The sequence below is a fragment of the Streptomyces sp. NPDC054796 genome (genome assembly GCF_053611545.1).
This window is the reverse complement of sequence record NZ_JBSHAO010000071.1, coordinates 17,514-36,789: the sequence shown is the minus strand read 5'-3', so window position 1 is coordinate 36,789 and position 19,276 is coordinate 17,514. Positions and strand designations below refer to the sequence as shown.

2 protein-coding genes (1 of these 2 running past the window's edge) are annotated in these 19,276 nt (G+C 69.4%); both read right to left on the bottom strand.

Going from position 1 to position 19,276, the window contains the following annotated elements; genetic code table 11:
- On the bottom strand, positions 1 to 14,260 hold a 14,260-nt coding region (locus ACWGJ2_RS35755; RefSeq protein ID WP_453350529.1), incomplete at its 3' end, for an amino acid adenylation domain-containing protein.
- Positions 14,260 to 19,276 carry the 3' end of a non-ribosomal peptide synthase/polyketide synthase gene (locus ACWGJ2_RS35750; protein ID WP_453350528.1) on the bottom strand. The gene runs 17,498 nt beyond the window's last position, so the window shows 5,017 of its 22,515 coding nt (coding positions 17,499-22,515); its start codon lies beyond the right edge, outside the window; the stop codon is at positions 14,260 to 14,262. The genes ACWGJ2_RS35755 and ACWGJ2_RS35750, both read right to left, overlap by 1 nt.

Below are 19,276 nucleotides of genomic sequence, written 5' to 3'. Positions count from 1 at the left end.
CACCACCCACAACAACAGAGAGCGCATCAACCACACCCTCCGCCGCCGTGCACACCATCCGACCCAACGCCCGCGCATCCAGGCTGTCGACCGTCTGCACGCTCAGACCGAGGCCGTCCGGTCCAAGGTCGTTGACTGATACCCCTAGCGGATAGTTGCTCCGCTGCCCGCCGAGCACGCTGCGGATACCCGCCATTGGCCGCTGTTCGTTCTGCTGTTCGCCGGTCGCGGACTGAGGCGACGGCGTGATGTGCCGGTAGTTGAACAGTGAGGTGAACAGGGGGGTGTGGTCGGCGATGCCGCTGGCCTGCTGCGCCACCGCCAGCGGGGCATGCTCGTGCTCCAGCAGAGCGGCCAGCTGGTCCCGCATTTGCTCGACCGCGGCACGCACACCGACCTGCCCGGTCCGTACCCGCATGGGCAGGGTGTTCATGAACGGGCCGACGACACGGTCGGCGCCCTCACCCGCGTTCATCCGGCCGAAGAGCACGGTTCCGAACACCACGTCATCCCGACCCGACAAGGTGGCCAGCACCCGCGCCCACACCACGTGCAGGACCGTCGCCGCGCTGACACCCAGCTCCCGCGCCACCCGCCGCAGGTCGGCAGTGAGATCCTCAGTCAGCGGCATGCCCGCCTCGACGATCCCGCTGCCGTCACCGCGGGCTTCGAGGAGGCCGTAGGGGGCGGTCGGCTCGGTCACATCGCCCAGGAGGTCGGCAAAGAACCGCTCGTGCTCTTCTCTGGGCACCGCCCGCGTCTGGGCGATGAAGTTGCGGAACGGCAGCGCGGGCGCCAGCTCGTCGGCCGCGCCGGAGAGCACCGCCCGCAGCTCCTCCAACAGCACATCCATACCCAGGTGGTCCTGGAGCAGGTGATGCAGCCGCACCACGGCCAGGCAACGCCCCTCCGGTAGCTCCGCCACGTGCAAGTCCATCAACGGCGCACGGACGAGGTCCATCACGAGTCCGGCCTTGGCGATGAGAACCCGGCCTCGCTGCTTCGGATCCGTGGAGTCGAATTCCAGGGAGTGCTCGATGACCGGCACCTCGACATGCCGCCGCACGACCTGCAACGGCTCGCGCAGGCCCTCCCAGGCAATACCGGTGCGGTAGATATCGTGCCGGTTCACCACCCGCTGCAAAGCATCCGCGAACGCCTCCAGCCGCGAGCGCGAATCGAACTCCACGACACGTGCCGTGAGGTAGACATCCTCACCGTCACCAGCCATCAGGTGATGGAAGAACATGCCCTCCTGCAACGGCGCCAACGGATAGACATCCGCCACATTCGCCGCCCCACCCTCGACCGTCGCGACCACCCGATCGACCTCGGTCTGCGACAACTCCACCAGCGGCAACATCTCCGGCGTGATCCGCTCCGCACCATCAGGGATCAGATTGTCCGGCACCTCCACCAAAGTGGCACCCGTCGCACGCGCCAACCCGGCCGCCAGACCAGCGGGCGTCGGATCCTCGAACAACGTCCTGATCTTGACTTCCGCAGCCAACCGACCACGGATCCGCGACAACAGCCGAATCGCCAGCAGTGAGTGCCCGCCGAGCTCGAAGAAACTGTCCTCGACACCCACCGACTCCACCCTCAGCACCTCCGCGAAGATCTCGCAGAGCACAACCTCCGTCTCATTCACCGGCGCCCGACCGACACCACCACCCGTCTCCTCGGGAGCAGGCAGCGCCTTACGGTCCAGCTTCCCGCTGACCGTCAACGGCAACTCCGGCAACGAGACGACGGCAGCCGGGACCATGTGATCGGGCAACCGCGCCCCGACGAACTCCCGCAGACCGTCCGGCTCACCCCCGTCCGCCGCGACGACGTAAGCCACCAGACGCTGGTCACCCGGGGTGTCCTCACGGACGATAGCCGCCGCCTGGGTCACGTCTGGGTGGGTCAGCAGGGCGGCTTCGATCTCCCCGGGCTCGATACGGAACCCACGGATCTTCACCTGCTCATCAGCCCGGCCCGCGAACACCAACTGCCCATCGCACGTCCACTTCACCAGATCCCCGGTCCGGTACATCCGCTCACCGGAACCCGGACCGAAGGGGCACGCCACGAACCGCTCACCCGTCAGCCCTGGACGGCCCACATACCCTCGCGCCAGTCCCGCTCCGGCGACATACAGCTCACCGACGACACCCGTAGGAACGGGAGTGAGCACATCGTCCAGGACGTACATGCGGGTGTTGGCGATCGGGGTACCGACCGGCACCACCCCACCAGCCACCAGCTCCGGGGTCAGCTCCACGGTGGCAACACCGACCGTCGTCTCCGTCGGCCCGTAGTGGTTGAACACCCGCCGATCCCCACCAGCGGCTGCCTCCACCAGCTCCCGCACCCAGCCGGGCGCTCCGGCCTCGCCACCCAGCACGAGGGAACGTGCGGGCAGCAACGTCTCCACACCGGCCGCCAACGTCAACGCCCGCAGATGCGACGGCACCACCTTGAACGCATCAACACCCCACTCGGACAGGTAGCTGGCGACCGCCTCCGGGTCAGTGACCGCCTCCTCATCCAGCACATGCAGCTGACCGCCAGTGGCCAGGCTGGTGAACACCACCGTGTTACCCAGGTCCGTCACCTGCGCCTGCAACAACGCATACCGCGCCCCTGCCTCTGTCCAGCCCAACCGCTCAGACACCGAACACACATAGTTCGCCAACGCCCCATGCGTCACCGCCACACCCTTCGGCACCCCCGTCGAACCCGACGTATAGATCACATACGCCAACCCAGCAGGATCCACCACCACCTCAGGCAATGCATCCACAGCATCCGCCGACTGCGCCAACTCCTGCGCACCGACCACCACACCCACCCCGGCGTCGGCGAGCATGAACTCCAGACGCTCGCTCGGCAGAGCGCCATCCACCGGCAGATACGCCGCCCCCGCCTTCCACACCCCCAAAATCCCCACCACCATCTCCACACCCCGAGACAACCGCAACCCCACCACCGACTCACACCCCACACCCCGACCCCGAAGCCAGCTCGCCAGCCGATCCGCCGCCGCCCCCAACTCGCCGAACGTCAACGACTCACCACCAGCAACCACCGCCACCGCACCCGGATCCACCACCACCCGCCGCTCAAACAACTCCACCACCGATAACGCTCCCACCACCGACGCCGTGTCGTTCCACCCCACCAACACCCGATCCCGCTCCCCCACACCCAACACATCCACCGCAGACAGCCGCATCCCCGGAGCCACCACCACCTGCTCCAGCACCCGCACCAGGCGCTCGGCGATCGCCTTCACCGTGCTCAGATCGAACAGATCCGTCGACGCCATCACCGACCCCCGCACCCCCGCAGGACGGCCCTCAGCATCGAACAACTCGCCCACCGCAAAGTGCAGGTCCACCCTGACCGGGACAGTCGTCGCCTCATCCACTTGCGACTGCGCGCCCAGAGCCTGGTCGACCGAGGCCGCCCTCAGCTCATGCAGATCGAGCGCAGTACGCCGAGTGTTCTGCATCGTGAGCATCACCTGGAACAACGGGTTGCGGCTCTGCACCCGCGTCGGCGCGATCTCCTCCACCAGTCGCTCGAACGGCACATCCTGATGCTCGAAGGCGCCAAGGCTCGCGTCCCGCACCCGACCGAGCACCTGCCGGAACTCCGGATCACCCGACAGGTCCGTGCGGATGACCAGCGTGTTGACGAAGAACCCGACCAGATCGTTCATCGCCTCATCGGTACGACCCGCGATCGGCGACCCGATCGGAATGTCAGCGCCCGCCCCGAGTCGCGACAGCAGCACCACAAGCGCCGCCTGCAACACCATGTACGGCGTCGCGTTCTCCGTACGCGCCAGCTCCACCAGCCGCTCATGCACCTCGGCCGACACCCGCACCGGCACCCGATGCCCACGATGACCAATCACCGCAGGACGCGGCCGGTCCACCGGCAACACCAACTCCTCCGGGGCTCCGGCGAGCGCCTGACGCCAGTAGTCGCCCTGGCTGGACAGCAGGCTTTCGGGGGCGTCTGCTTCTCCCAGCAGGTCCCGCTGCCACAGCGTGTAATCCGCGTACTGCACCGGCAGCGGCTCGAACACCGGAGCCTCACCACGTCGCCGCGCCGCATACGCCCGAGAGACGTCGCTGGTCAGGGGGCCACGAGACCAGCCGTCGGAGGCAATGTGATGCATGACGACCAGCAACGCCTGCTCGTCGGGCCCGCCCTGGAACAGCCACGCCCGGATCGGCAACTCCGCCGACAGGTCGAACGCGTACTGCGACGCACGAGCCACGGCCCCATCCACTGTCCCGGGCTCCACCTGGGAGACGTTCAGAGCCCAGTCGAGCTCGTCCGGGTCGAGGATCCGCTGATACGGCTCGCCGTCCACGGCCGGGAAGATCGTCCGGAGCGATTCGTGCCGCACGATCACGTCCCGCAACGCCGCCCCCAACGCGTCGACGTTCACCTCACGCATACGGATCGGAATGGGGATGTTGTAGGTGGGGCTGGGGCCCTCCAACTGGGCCAGGAACCACAACCGCCGCTGCGCGAACGACAACGGCACCCGCTCAGGACGCACCCCCGCCCGCAACGGCGGACGAGCCCGCCCGGCGGTCTCTGCCAACTGGCTCGCCAACGCAGCAACCGTCGGGGCCTCGAACAGCGACCGGACCTCGACCTCCACCCCCAGCACAACCCGGATCCGCGACACCAGCCGCACCGCCAACAGCGAATGCCCGCCCAGATCGAAGAAGTCGTCCTCGACACCGACGGACTCCAGGCCCAGAATCTCGGCAAACGCCCCACACAGGGTCACTTCCACTGGTGTGGCCGGGGCGCGCCCCGTGCCGGTGGCGTACTCGGGGGCGGGCAGTGCCTTGCGGTCGAGCTTGCCGCTGACCGTCAACGGCAACTCCGGCAACGAGACAACGGCCGCCGGGACCATGTGGTCGGGCAGCCGCGCCCCGACGAACTCCCGCAGGCCCTGCACCTCTTCGCCATTGATCGGCACGACGTAGGCGACCAGTCGTTTGTCGCCGGTGGTGTCCTCGCGGGCGACGACCGCCGCCTGGAGCACGTCCGGGTGGGTCAGCAGGGCGGCTTCGATCTCCCCGGGCTCGATACGGAACCCACGGATCTTCACTTGCTCATCCGCACGGCCCGCGAACACCAACTGCCCGCCGGACGTCCACTTCACCAGGTCCCCGGTGCGATACATCCGCTCACCGGAACCCGGACCGAAGGGGCACGCCACGAAGCGTTCGCCCGTCAGCCCTGGACGGCCCACATAGCCACGCGCCAGCCCCGCACCGGCAACGTACAGCTCACCGGTCACCCCCACCGGCACCGGCTGAAGGGTGTCATCGAGTACGAACATGTGGGTGTTGGCGATCGGGGTACCGACCGGCACCACCCCACCAGCCACCAACTCCGGAGTCAGCTCGGCAGTGGCGACGCCGATGGTCGTCTCCGTCGGCCCGTAATGGTTGAACACCCGCCGACCCCCACCAGCAGCCGCTTCCACCAGCTCCCGCACCCAGTCGGCCGATGCCGCCTCGCCACCCAGCACGAGAGAGCGACCCGGCAGCAGAGGCTCGATACCCGCCACGGACGTCAACGCCCGCAGATGCGACGGCACCACCTTCAACGCGTCGATGTTCTGCTCGGTCACATACCTGGCAACCTCCTCCGGATCGGTCACCGCCTCCTCATCCAGCACATGCAACTCACCGCCAGTGGCCAGGCTGGTGAACACCACCGTGTTGCCCAGGTCCGTCACCTGCGCCTGCAACAGCGCATACCGCGCCCCCGGAACCGTCCACCCCAACCGCTCAGACACCGAACACACATAGTTCGCCAACGCCCCATGCGTCACCGCCACACCCTTCGGCACCCCCGTCGAACCCGACGTATAGATCACATACGCCAACCCCAACGGATCCACCGCCACCTCCACCTCAGGTGACGCATCCGCGTACCCCTCCAGCAGCATGACCGTCGCCGGATCGTCCACCGCGATCATCCGCACCCGACCCACCGGCAGATCATCCAACGTATCCCGCGAACCCAGCACCACCCGCGCACAACTGTCACCCAGCAGATACGCCACCCGCTCCGTCGACAACGCACCATCCACCGGCACATACGCCGCCCCCGCCTTCCACACCGCCAACATCGCCGTGACCATCTCCACACCCCGCGGCAGACACAAACCCACCACCGACTCACGCCCCACACCCACATCACGCAGATAACACGCCAACCGACCAGCAGCCGCCCCCAACTCCCCAAACGTCAACGACCCACCACCAGCAACCACCGCCACCCCACCCGGATCCACCACCACCCGCCGCTCAAACAACTCCACCACCGACGACGCCCCCACCACCGACGCCGTGTCGTTCCACCCCACCAACACCCGATCCCGCTCACCGGCATCCAGCACATCCACCCCAGACAACCGCACCCCCGGAGCCCTCACCACGGCTTCGAGCACACGCTCCAACCACCGCGCGAAGCGGCCCGCCGCGGGCTCGTCGAACAGGTCCGCCGCGACCGTCACCGCCCCCCGCAGACCCGCCGGTTCGCCGTCGACGTCGTGCACCTCGTTGAGGGACAGCCACAGGTCGAACTTCACCGAGGTCAGCGAGCTCGCGTCCAGCGCGGAGGCCGCTTCGTCCTCGACGTGGGCTTCGCGTGCGCCACTGTCCACACCCCGGCTGACGCCGGGCATGTCCAGGGACGCGTTGCCGCTGGTCTGCATGGTCAGCACGACCTGCGCCAACGGATGCCGCGCCATCGAGCGGGACGGCGCCAACTCCTCCACCAGCCGCTCGAACGGCACATCCTGATGCGCGAACGCCCCCAGACTCGCCTCCCGCACCCGACCCAACACCTGCCGGAACTCCGGATCACCCGACAGATCCGTACGGATCACCAACGTATTGAGGAAGAACCCGACCAGATCATTCAGCGCATCATCCGTACGACCCGCGATCGGCGACCCAATCGGAATATCGCTACCAGCCCCCAGCCGCGACACCGTCACCGCCAACACCGCCTGCAACACCATGAACGTCGTCACACCCTCGGCACGGGCCAACTCCGTTAACCGGCGGTGCATCTCCGCCGGTATCCGCACTGGTGCGGCATGTCCCCGATGGCTGCCCGCTACGGGGCGCGGGTGGTCGGTCGGCAGCGTCAGTTCTTCGGGCGCACCGGCGAGCGTCCGCCGCCAGAACTCCACCTGCCGCGACAGCAGACTCTCCGGATCCGACTCCTCACCCAACAACTCCCGCTGCCACAACGCGTAATCCGCATACTGCACCGGCAACGCCTCGAACACCGGAACCTCACCACGCAACCGCGCCGCATACGCCGCCGACAGATCCCGGCTCAACGGCCCCATCGACCAACCGTCACCAGCAATATGGTGCAGCAGCACCAAAAGCACCTGCTCATCCACACCGGCCTGGAACAACCACACCCGGATCGGCAGCTCAGACGACAGGTCGAACGCGTGTCCCTTCGCCTGGTCCACGGCGGAGACCACGTCCTCGCGCGCCACCTCGGACACGTTGAGCTGCCACTCGAAGTCTCGCGGGTCATGGATCTGCTGGTAGGGCTCACCGTCCACGGCCAGATAGGTCGTCCGCAGCGACTCGTGGCGCGCGATCACATCGCGGAACGCTTCCTCGAGTACCTCCGGGTCGATGCCGCTCAGCCCGATGCGTGCCGAGACGTTGTAGGTGGGGCTGGGGCCCTCCAACTGGGCCAGGAACCACAACCGCCGCTGCGCGAACGATAACGGCACCCGCTCAGGACGCACCCCCGCCCGCAACGGCAGGCGACCTGTGCCCCTGCCTTCTGTCGCGAACCGGGCTGCGAGGCCGGCCACCGTCGGGGCCTCGAACAGCGACCGGACCTCGACCTCCACCCCCAGCACGGCGCGGATCCGTGCCGTCAGCCGGACCGCGAGCAGCGAGTGCCCGCCCAGGGCGAAGAAGCTGTCGTCGACCCCGACCGACTCCACACCCAGGACCTCCGCGAACACCGCACACAGGATCTCCTCCTCCGGCGTCGCCGGGCCCCGGCCTGCGCCCGCCGTGTACTCCGGCGCCGGCAGCGCCCGCCGGTCCAGCTTGCCGTTCACCGTCAGCGGGAACTCGGCCAGCTCCACCACCGCGGCCGGCACCATGTACTCCGGCAAGCGGCCGGCCACGAACTCCCGCACGCTCTCCGCGCCGACCCCGGCGCCACCGCCGTCTCCGTCTCCCTCGGCCGGCACCACGTACGCCACCAACCGTTTGTCACCCGGGGTGTCCTCACGAGCCACCACCGCTGTCTGCCGCACGCCCGGGCAGGCCAGCAGCACCGCCTCGATCTCGCCCGGCTCGATACGGAATCCGCGGATCTTCACCTGCTCGTCGGCGCGCCCGGCGAACAGCAGTTGCCCGTCCGGGCCCCACTTCACCATGTCGCCGGTCCGGTACATCCGCTCACCGGAACCCGGACCGAACGGGCAGGCCACGAACCGCTCACCCGTCAGCCCTGGACGGCCCACATATCCGCGCGCCAGCCCCGCACCGGCCACATACAGTTCACCGGCCACACCCACGGGGACCGGTCGCAGCGCCGCGTCGAGAACGTACAGCCGAGTGTTGGCGACCGGGCCACCGATCGACGGGTCGTCACCGGGCGCGAGCGGCGCCGACATCGACGCACACACCGTGCACTCCGTCGGCCCGTATGCGTTGATCATCTGACGGTCCGCCGCCCACCGCCCGGCCAGGCCCGCGTCCAGCGCCTCACCGGCCGACACCAGTGTCGCCACGGACGCCAGGCCGCCCGCGTCCAGTGCGCCGAGCACGACGGGCGGCAACGTCGCGTGCGTCACCCCGTGGCGCGCCACGACCTCCGCGAGCCCGCCGTCGGGCAGCAGTTCGTTCGCCGACGCGGTCACCAGTGCGGCGCCGGTGCCCAGCGCCATCAGCACTTCCCACACGGCGGCGTCGAAGCTGATCGAGGCGAATTGCAGGACCCGCGAGCCCTGTCCCACCGCGAGTCGGTCGCGCTGAGCCGCCACGAGGTTCGCGGCACCGGCGTGGGATACGGCTACGCCCTTCGGTGTGCCCGTCGAGCCGGATGTGTAGATGACATACGCCGTCCCCGCCGGGTGGATCGTCGCCTCGGGCGCGGTCGCGGGGTGCACGTCCAGCAGTGCGGTCGTCATCGGGTCGTCGAGGGCGATCAGCGGGACGCGGCCGACCGGCAGGTCCTCAAGGGTGTCCTCGGTTCCCAGCACGAGTTCCGCGCTGCTTCCGTTCAGCATGTACGCCACGCGATCGACCGGCAGGCGCCCGTCGATCGGCAGGTAGGCCGCACCGGCCTTCCACACCGCGAGGATCGCGGTCACGAGTCGCACGCCGCGTGGCAGGCACAATCCCACCACCGACTCCTGTCCCACGCCCCGGCTGCGCAGGTGGTTCGCCAACCGGTTGGCCGCCACGTCCAGTTCGGCGTACGACAGCTCCTCGCCGTCCCCCACCACTGCTACCGCCTCCGGAGCGGCCGTCACCCACTGCCCGAACAACTCCACGATCGAAGAGCCAGCAACCTCCAGCGCCGAGTCGTTCCACCGCCGAAGCAGCACGTCCCGCTCATCCGCTGCGAGCACCTCCACGGCGGCCAGGGCGGTGTCCGGGCCGCCGTCCAGCTCGCCGATGAGCGCGCTGACCACGTTCTCCAGCGCGGTGTGGAACAGGCTGGCGACCGCATGGGGGTCGAGCGTGCTGACCGTTTGCACGCCCAGGCTCAGACCTCCTTCGCCTCGGTCGTTGGCCGACACCGCGACCGGATAGTTCGTCCTGTCCTGGACCATGACTCGCTGGATGCCCGAGACATGCCGCTGCTCGTTCTGTTCCGCGTCGGCCGGGGCCGCGGTGGCGACGGTGACATGCCGGTAGTTGAACAGTGAGGTGAACAGGGGGGTGTGGTCGGCGATGCCGCTGGCCTGCTGCGCCACCGCCAGCGGGGCATGCTCGTGCTCCAACAGGGCGGCCAGCTGGTCCCGCATCTGCTCGACCGCGGCACGCACACCGACCTGCCCGGTGCGCACCCGCATGGGCAGGGTGTTCATGAACGGGCCGACGACACGGTCGGCGCCCTCACCCGCGTTCATCCGGCCGAAGAGCACGGTGCCGAACACCACGTCATCCCGACCCGACAGCGTCGCCAGCACCCGCGCCCACACCACGTGCAGGACCGTCGCCGCGCTGACACCCAGGTCTCGCGCCGCCCGCCGCAGGTCCCCGGTGATCTCGTCCGCGACGGACACGGACACGCCGATGACCCCGCTGCCGTCGCCGCGGGCTTCGAGCAGGCCGTAGGGGGCGGTCGGCTCCGTCACATCGCCCAGGAGATCGGCAAAGAACCGCTCGTGCTCTTCTCTGGGCACCGCCCGCGTCTGCGCGACGAAGTTGCGGAACGGCAGCGCGGGCGCCAGCTCGTCAGCCGCGCCGGAGAGCACCGCCCGCAGCTCCTCCAACAGCACATCCATACCCAGGTGGTCCTGGAGCAGGTGATGCAGCCGCACCACGGCCAGGCAACGCCCCTCCGGCAGCTCAGCCACGTGCAAATCCATCAGCGGCGCACGGACGAGGTCCATCGCCAGTCCGGCCCGGGCTACCAGGGCCTGCCCCCGCTGCACCGGGTCGGTGGAGTCGAACTCCACACGGTGCTCGATGACCGGCACCTCGACATGCCGCCGCACGACCTGCAACGGCTCGCGCAGCCCCTCCCAGGCAATACCGGTGCGATAGATGTCGTGCCGGTTCACCACCCGCTGCAAAGCATCCGCGAACGCCTCCAGCCGCGAGCGCGAATCGAACTCCACGACACGTGCCGTGAGGTAGACATCCTCACCGTCACCAGCCATCAGGTGATGGAAGAACATGCCCTCCTGCAACGGCGCCAACGGGTAGACATCCGCCACATTCGCCGCCCCACCCTCGACCGTCGCGACCACCCGATCGACCTCGGTCTGCGACAACTCCACCAGCGGCAACATCTCCGGCGTGATCCGCTCCGCACCATCAGGGATCAGATTGTCCGGCACCTCCACCAAAGTGGCACCCGTCGCACGCGCCAACCCGGCCGCCAGACCAGCGGGCGTCGGATCCTCGAACAACGTCCTGATCTTGACTTCCGCAGCCAACCGACCACGGATCCGCGACAACAGCCGAATCGCCAGCAACGAGTGCCCGCCGAGCTCGAAGAAACTGTCCTCGACACCCACCGACTCCACCCTCAGCACCTCCGCGAAGATCTCGCAGAGCACAACCTCCGTCTCATTCACCGGCGCCCGACCGACACCACCACCCGTCTCCTCGGGAGCAGGCAGCGCCTTACGGTCCAGCTTGCCGCTGGCGGTCAGCGGCAACTCCGGCAGCGAGACGACGGCCGCCGGGACCATGTGGTCGGGCAGCCGCGCCCCGACGAACTCCCGCAGGCCCTGCACCTCTTCGCCATTGATCGGCACGACGTAGGCGACCAGGCGCTTGTCCCCGGGGTTGTCCTCGCGGGCGACCACCGCCGCCTGGAGCACGTCCGGGTGGGTCAGCAGGGCGGCTTCGACCTCACCGGGCTCGATACGGAACCCTCGGATCTTCACCTGCTCATCCACACGCCCGGTGAACACCAACTGTCCCTCCGGGCTCCACCTGGTCAGGTCCCCGGTGCGATACATCCGCTCACCGGAACCCGGACCGAAGGGGCACGCCACGAAGCGTTCGCCCGTCAGCCCTGGACGGCCCACATACCCTCGCGCCAGGCCCGCTCCGGCGACATACAGCTCACCGGTCACCCCCACCGGCACCGGCTGAAGGGCATCGTCCAGGACGTACATGCGGGTGTTGGCGATCGGGGTACCGACCGGCACCACCCCACCAGCCACCAGCTCCGGGGTCAGCTCGACGGTGGCGACGCCGATGGTCGTCTCCGTCGGCCCGTAGTGGTTGAACACCCGCCGATCCCCACCAGCGGCTGCCTCCACCAGCTCCCGCACCCAGCCGGGCGCTCCGGCCTCGCCACCCAGCACGAGGGAACGTGCGGGCAGCAACGTCTCCACACCGGCCGCCAACGTCAACGCCCGCAGATGCGACGGCACCACCTTCAACGCGTCGATGTTCTGCTCGGTCACATACCTGGCAACCTCCTCCGGATCAGTCACCGCCTCCTCATCCAGCACATGCAACTCACCCCCGGTCGCCAGGCTGGTGAACACCACTGTGTTACCCAGGTCCGTCACCTGCGCCTGCAACAGCGCATACCGCGCCCCCGGAACCGTCCACCCCAACCGCTCAGACACCGAACACACATAGTTCGCCAACGACCCATGCGTGACCGCCACACCCTTCGGCACCCCCGTCGAACCCGACGTATAGATCACATACGCCAACCCCGCCGGATCCACCGCCACCCCCAAGGGTGTCTCCGGGGCCTCCGGCAACCCCTCCAAGTCGCCCGAATCCACCACCACATCCACCCCGGCGTCGGCGAGCATGAACTCCACCCGCTCCGAAGGCAGCGCACCATCCACCGGCAGATACGCCGCCCCCGCCTTCCACACCCCCAAAATCCCCACCACCATCTCCACACCCCGAGACAACCGCAACCCCACCACCGACTCCCCACCCACACCCCGACCCCGAAGCCAGCTCGCCAGCCGATCCGCCGCCGCCCCCAACTCGCCGAACGTCAACGACTCACCACCAGCAACCACCGCCACCGCACCCGGATCCACCACCACCCGCCGCTCAAACAACTCCACCACCGACGACGCCCCCACCGTCTCCACAGCGGTGTCGTTCCAGTCGGTGAGTACCCGGTCCCGCTCCTGCGGGGCGAACACGTCCACCGCGTGCAGGCGTACGTCCGGGCCCGCGGTCACCGTCTCCAGCACCCGCACCAGGCGCTCGGCCATCGCCTTCACCGTGCTCAGGTCGAACAGATCCGTCGACGCCATCACCGACCCGCGCACCCCCGCAGGCCGACCGTCCGCATCGAACATCTCCCCCACCGCGAAATGCAGGTCCAACCTCACCGGAACCGTCGCCGCCTCATCCACCGGCGACTGCGCCCCCAGCACTTGGTCGGCCGAAGCGGCCCTCACCTCATGCAGATCCAGGCCGGAGCGTCGGATGTTCTGCATCGTGAACATCACCTGGAACAACGGGTTGCGGCTCTGCACCCGCGTCGGCGCGATCACCTCCACCAGTCGCTCGAACGGCACATCCTGATGCTCGAAGGCGCCAAGGCTCGCGTCCCGCACCCGACCGAGCACCTGCCGGAACTCCGGATCCCCCGACAGATCCGTACGGACGACCAGCGTGTTGACGAAGAACCCCACCAGATCGCTCATCGCCTCATCGGTACGACCCGCGATCGGCGACCCGATCGGAATATCGGTGCCCGACCCAAGCCGCGACAGCAGCACCACAAGCGCCGCCTGCAACACCATGTACGGCGTCGCGTTCTCCGTACGCGCCAGCTCCACCAGCCGCTCATGCACCTCGGCCGACACCCGCACCGGCACCCGATGCCCACGATGACCAATCACCGCAGGACGCGGCCGGTCCACCGGCAGCACAAGCTCCTCGGGCGCGCCGGCCAGCGCGCCCTTCCAGTACTCCACCTGCTGCGACAGCAGACTCTCCGGATCTGACGCCTCGCCCAGCAGCTCCCGCTGCCACAGGGTGTAATCCGCGTACTGCACCGGCAGCGGCTCGAACACCGGAGCCTCACCCCGCCGCCGCGCCGCATACGCCCGAGAGACGTCACGGGTGAGTGGCGCCATCGACCAGCCGTCGGCGGCTATGTGGTGGACCAGGACGACCAGGAGGCCGTCGTCCGGCCGGTCGTCCGTCCGGAACAGCCAGGCGCGGATCGGCAGGTCGGCGGCCAGGTCGAAGGTGTTCCAGGCGGCCTCGTCCACGGCGTCCGCCAGGTCGGCGGGTGCGACGTGCCGCACCTGCATTTCCCAGTCGAGGTTCGCGGGGGACACGATGTGCTGGTAGGGCTCGCCGTCGGAGACCTTGCAGAGCGTACGCAACGACTCGTGCCGGATGACGACGTCCCGCAGCGCGGCGCCCAGCGCCTCGATGTCCAGACTGCCGCTGAGCGAAACACTCAGTGGCACGTTGTAGGTCGGGCTCGGGCCTTCGAGCTGGGCCAGGAACCACAGCCGCCGCTGCGCGAAGGACAACGGGATCATCACTGGTTCTCCTTACGCATCGGACGAAGAGCCGGTCGAGTCGTCGACTTCTCGGAGCTCAATTTCGCGGCGAGCGTCGCCGGGGTAGGTGCCTCGAAAAGGGTTCTGATCTTGACTTCCACACCGAGCCTCGCTCGGATGCGGGAAAGCAGACTGATGGCGAGCAGGGAATGGCCGCCGAGTTCGAAGAAGCTGTCGTCGACCCCGACCGACTCGTGCTGGAGCACTTCGGCGAACACCTCGCAGAGGAGCGTTTCCTTCTCGTTGGCGGGCTCGCGCCGGGTCGCGCGGTCCGCCGGATGGCCGGGCGCCGGCAGGGCTTCGCGGTCGAGTTTTCCGACCGAGGTGAGCGGTAGTTCGGGGAGGGTGACGATGGCGGCGGGCACCATGTACTCCGGCAGCAGCCGGACCAGGTGCCGGCGGAGTCCGTCTTCGCCGCCTTCTTCACCCGGGCTGCCGGACGTGACGCTGCCGCCGGTGCCGCCGGTGCCGTCGCTGCCGTCGGCGGGGACGACGTAGGCGACCAGGCGGGTGTCTCCCGGGGTCTCCTCTCGGGCGATCACCGCGGCACGGTCCACGCCGGGATGGCTGCGGAGTGCGGCTTCGATCTCGCCGGGTTCGATACGGAAGCCACGCACCTTGACCTGCTCGTCCGCCCGGCCGACGAACACCAGCCGCCCGCCTGACGTCCACTTCACCAGGTCGCCGGTCCGGTACATCCGCGTCCCCGCGGGACCGTACGGGCAGGCCACGAACCTCTCGCCCGTCAGCCCGGGGCGGCCCACGTAGCCGCGGGCGACCTGGACACCGGCGGCGTACAGTTCGCCGACCGCGCCGACCGGCACCGGCGCCAGCTCGTTGTCCAGGACGAACACGCGGGTACCGTCGAGCGGTGTGCCGATCGGCACCACACCGCCGTCGGCCTCGTCCGTGGTCAGCCGGGCGGTGGCGATCCCGATCGTGGTCTCGGTCGGCCCGTAGTGGTTGTGGACCTGCCGGTTACCTGCCGCTCGCAGCAGTTCGCCCACCCATGCGGCCGGGGCCGGCTCACCACCGAGCACCAGCGATCTGCCGGGCAGCACCGCCTCGGGCCCGGCGGCAGCGGAGGAGGTCAGTGCCGCCATGTGCGAGGGCACCGCCTTGACGAAGCCGATGCGCTGCGCATCCAGGTAGTCCGCGACCGCTTCGGCATCCGTGACGGTGGCCTCGTCCGGAACGTGGAGTCGACCGCCGGTGGCCAGGCTGGTGAACACGACCGTGTTGCCCAGGTCCGTCACCTGCGGTTGCAGCACGGCGTACCGCGCCCCGGGTTCCGACCAGTCGAGGCGGTCCGACGCCGCCGCCACATACCCGGCCAGCCCGCCGTGGGTGACCGCCACGCCCTTGGGTGTGCCCGTCGAGCCCGACGTGTAGATCACGTACGCGAGCCGCGCGTGATGGGACGTCACAGGCGGGGCGTCCTCGGGGTATGCGGCCAGCAGGTCCGGGTCGTCCAGTCGCACGGTCGCCACGCCGGGCGGCGCCTCGACCGGTGCCGCGGTCCCGGCGGACTCAGCGGACTCGCCGGTCTCGGCAGCGTCGGCGGCCTCGGTGGCCCCGCCTGCGGTGAGCAGCAGCCGCGCGCCGCTGTCGGCGAGCATGAAGGAGATGCGGTCGGCCGGGAGTCTGGTGTCGATCGGCAGATACGCCGCGCCGGCCTTCCAGGCCGCCAGGATCGCCGTGATCGTCTGGAGACCGCGCGGCAGGCACAGCCCCACCACGGTCTCGGGACCTGCCCCGAGGGTGCGCAGGTGGTGGGCGAGCCGGTTCGCGGCGGCGTCGAGCCTGCCGTACGACACCTCGGCGCCGCCCGCCACCACGGCGATGGCATCGGGGTCGATGGCCGCCCGCCGCTGGAACAGATCGACGACCGTCGACTCGGGGGCGGGCTCCTCGGTGCCGTTCCATCCGTCCAGCACCAGATCGCGCTCGTGCCCGTCCAGGATGTCCACCGCGTGCAGCGGCAGGTCCGGTGCCGCGCTGACCACCTCCAGCACCCGCAGGAACCGTGTGGCCATCCGACTCGCGGCCGGTTCGTCGAACAGGTCGGCCGTGACGGTCACCGTGCCGCGCAGCCCGGCGGGGCGGTTGTGCTCGTCCAGCACCTCCGCGGTCGACACGAAGAAGTCGTACCTGCCCGGCGCCGAGGCGGGCTCGTCGAGCACGGATCCTGCGCCGCCGGCGTGGAGACCGGGCAGTTCGAGGGTCGCGCGCTGGTTGTTCTGTAGGGTCAGCATGACCTGGAACAGCGGGTGGCGTCCCAGTGCCCTGGTCGGTGCCAGTTCCTCCACCAGCCGCTCGAACGGCACGTCCTGGTGCGCCAATGCGCCAAGGCTCGCCTCTCTCACCCGGCCGAGCACCTGCCGGAACTCGGGGTCTCCGGACAGGTCGGTCCTGATCACCAGCGTGTTGAGGAAGAACCCGACGAGGTCGTCCAGCGCCTCGTCGGTGCGTCCCGCGATCGGTGACCCGATGGGGATGTCGCTGCCGGCTCCCATGCGCGACAGGGTCACCGCCAGGGCGGCTTGCAGGACCATGAACGTCGTCACGCCCTCGGTGCGGGCGAGCTCGACCAGCCGCCGGTGGACGGCGGCAGGAACGTCGAGGGGCACTCGGTGGGCGCGCTGGGTGGCGACCGCTGGGCGCGGCCGGTCGGTCGGCAGCGCCAGCTCCTCCGGAGCGCCGGCGAGGGTCCGCCGCCAGTAGTCGACCTGCGCTGACAGCAGGCTGTCGGGGTCGGTCTCGTCGCCCAGCACGTCGCGCTGCCAGAGGGTGTAGTCGGCGTACTGCACCGGAAGTGGCTCCCAGTCGGGCTCCTCGCCGCGCAGCCGCGCCTCGTACGCGGTCGACAGGTCCCGCGCCAGCGGTCCTTCCGACCACCCGTCGGAGGCGATGTGATGCATGACGACGTGCAGCACCCGCTCGTCCGGCCCGGCGTGGAACAGCCACGCTCGGATCGGCAGCTCGCTCGACAGGTCGAAGGCATGGCGCGACGCCCGGCCCACGGCACCGGCGAGCGCCCCGGGTGCGACTTGGACCAGCTCCAGCTCCCAGTCCAGGTCGTGCGGGCCGATGACCTGCTGGCAGGGTTCGCCGTCCGTCTCCGGGAAGACCGTCCGCAGCGACTCGTGCCGCACGATCACGTCCCGCAGCGCCGCGTCCAGGGCAGCCACGTCGACGTCGCCGGTCAGCCGGACCGACACCGGGATGTTGTAGGTGGGGCTGGGGCCCTCCAGCTGGGCCAGGAACCACAGCCGCCGCTGCGCGAACGACAACGGCAACCGCTCAGGACGCGCCGCCGCCCGCAGCGCGGTACGGGCCCGGTCCCGGTCCGTCTCCGGCCCGGCCGTGCGCGCGGCCACCCCGGCGACGGTCGGGGCCTCGAAGAGTGCCCGCAGGGGCAGTTCGACGTCGAGTACGGCGCGGATCCGCGAGATGAGCCGCACCGCGAGGAGGGAGTGGCCGCCGAGGGCGAAGAAGTTGTCGTCGACCCCGACCGACTCCATCCCGAGCACCTGGGCGAAGGCACCGCACAGGATCTCTTCCTGGGCGGTGGCCGGCGCCCTGCCCCCGCCGCTGCTGTACTCCGGCGCGGGGAGCGCCTTGCGGTCGAGTTTGCCGTTGACGGTGAGCGGCAGTTCGGTCAGCGATACGAAGGCTGCCGGGACCATGTATCCGGGCAACCGCTCCGCGACGAACGGCTGTAGTTCGTGAGAGCCGTGGTCGCGGCCGGGGTCGGCCGGCACGACGTAGGCGACGAGTTGCTGGTCGCCCGGGATGTCCTCGCGGGCGATCACCGCGGTCTGCGCGATGTTCGGGTGCTCCAGCAGGGCGGCTTCGATCTCGCCCGGTTCGATGCGGTACCCGCGGATCTTGACCTGTTCGTCGGCGCGTCCCAGGAACTCCAGCTCGCCCTCCGCGCTCCACCTGACCAGGTCCCCGGTGCGGTACATCCGCTCCCCCGCGAGACCGAACGGGCACGCCACATACCGCTCACCGGTCAGCGACGGGCGGCCCACGTAGCCGCGTGCCAGGCCCGCCCCCGCAACATAGAGCTCTCCTGGGGACCCGACGGGCACCGGCGCCAGCCCCTCATCCAGCACATACAGCCGGGTGTTGGCAATCGGCCTCCCGATCGGCACCGTGTCGCCGACCGGCTGCCCGGCCCGGACCTCGTGGATCGAGCAGCCGACCACCGTCTCCGTGGGACCGTACTCATTGACCACCACCGACTCCGGCGCCACCAACAGCCAACGCGACACCTCACCACCGGCGAGTGCCTCCCCGCCCACCACCCAGCGACGTGCCGCGTTCCGCAGCCGGTCGGCCGGCAGCAGCTCGGCCAGCATCGCAAGATGCGCCGGTACGACCTTCACCAGGTCGAACCCGTCGCCGGAGCGCAGTATCTCGGCCAGCCCTTCGACACCGCCGTCCTCGCTCACCGAGATCGCCGCGCCGGCGACGAGCGGCACCAGCAGGCTGGTCACCGTCAAGTCGAACGCCAACGACGAATACAGCACCGCACCACCGCGCCCCACCTCATACGCCTCGGCCGCCCACGCCACATAGTTGGCCAGCCCACCGTGCGTGACCGCCACACCCTTCGGCCTCCCCGTCGAGCCGGACGTGTACATCACATACGCCACCTCGGCCGCACACGGCGACACCGGCACCAGATCTCCCCCACCCACAGACCCCGCGTCGAGATCGTCAACCGCAATCACCGGCATCTCCGCCACGGGCAGGGAATCGAGAATGTCCGCGGTGCCGAGCAGTGTCACCGCCCGACTGTCGGACAGCACGAACCCGACACGCTCGGCCGGTGTCGCCGGATCGATCGGCAGATACGCCGCCCCCACCCGCCACACAGCCAGCACACCAGCCACCGCGTCCACACTCCGCGGCAGACACAACCCCACGACCGAACCAGGGCCCACGCCCAGCCCGGCCAGCACACCCGCCAACCGCGCCACACGC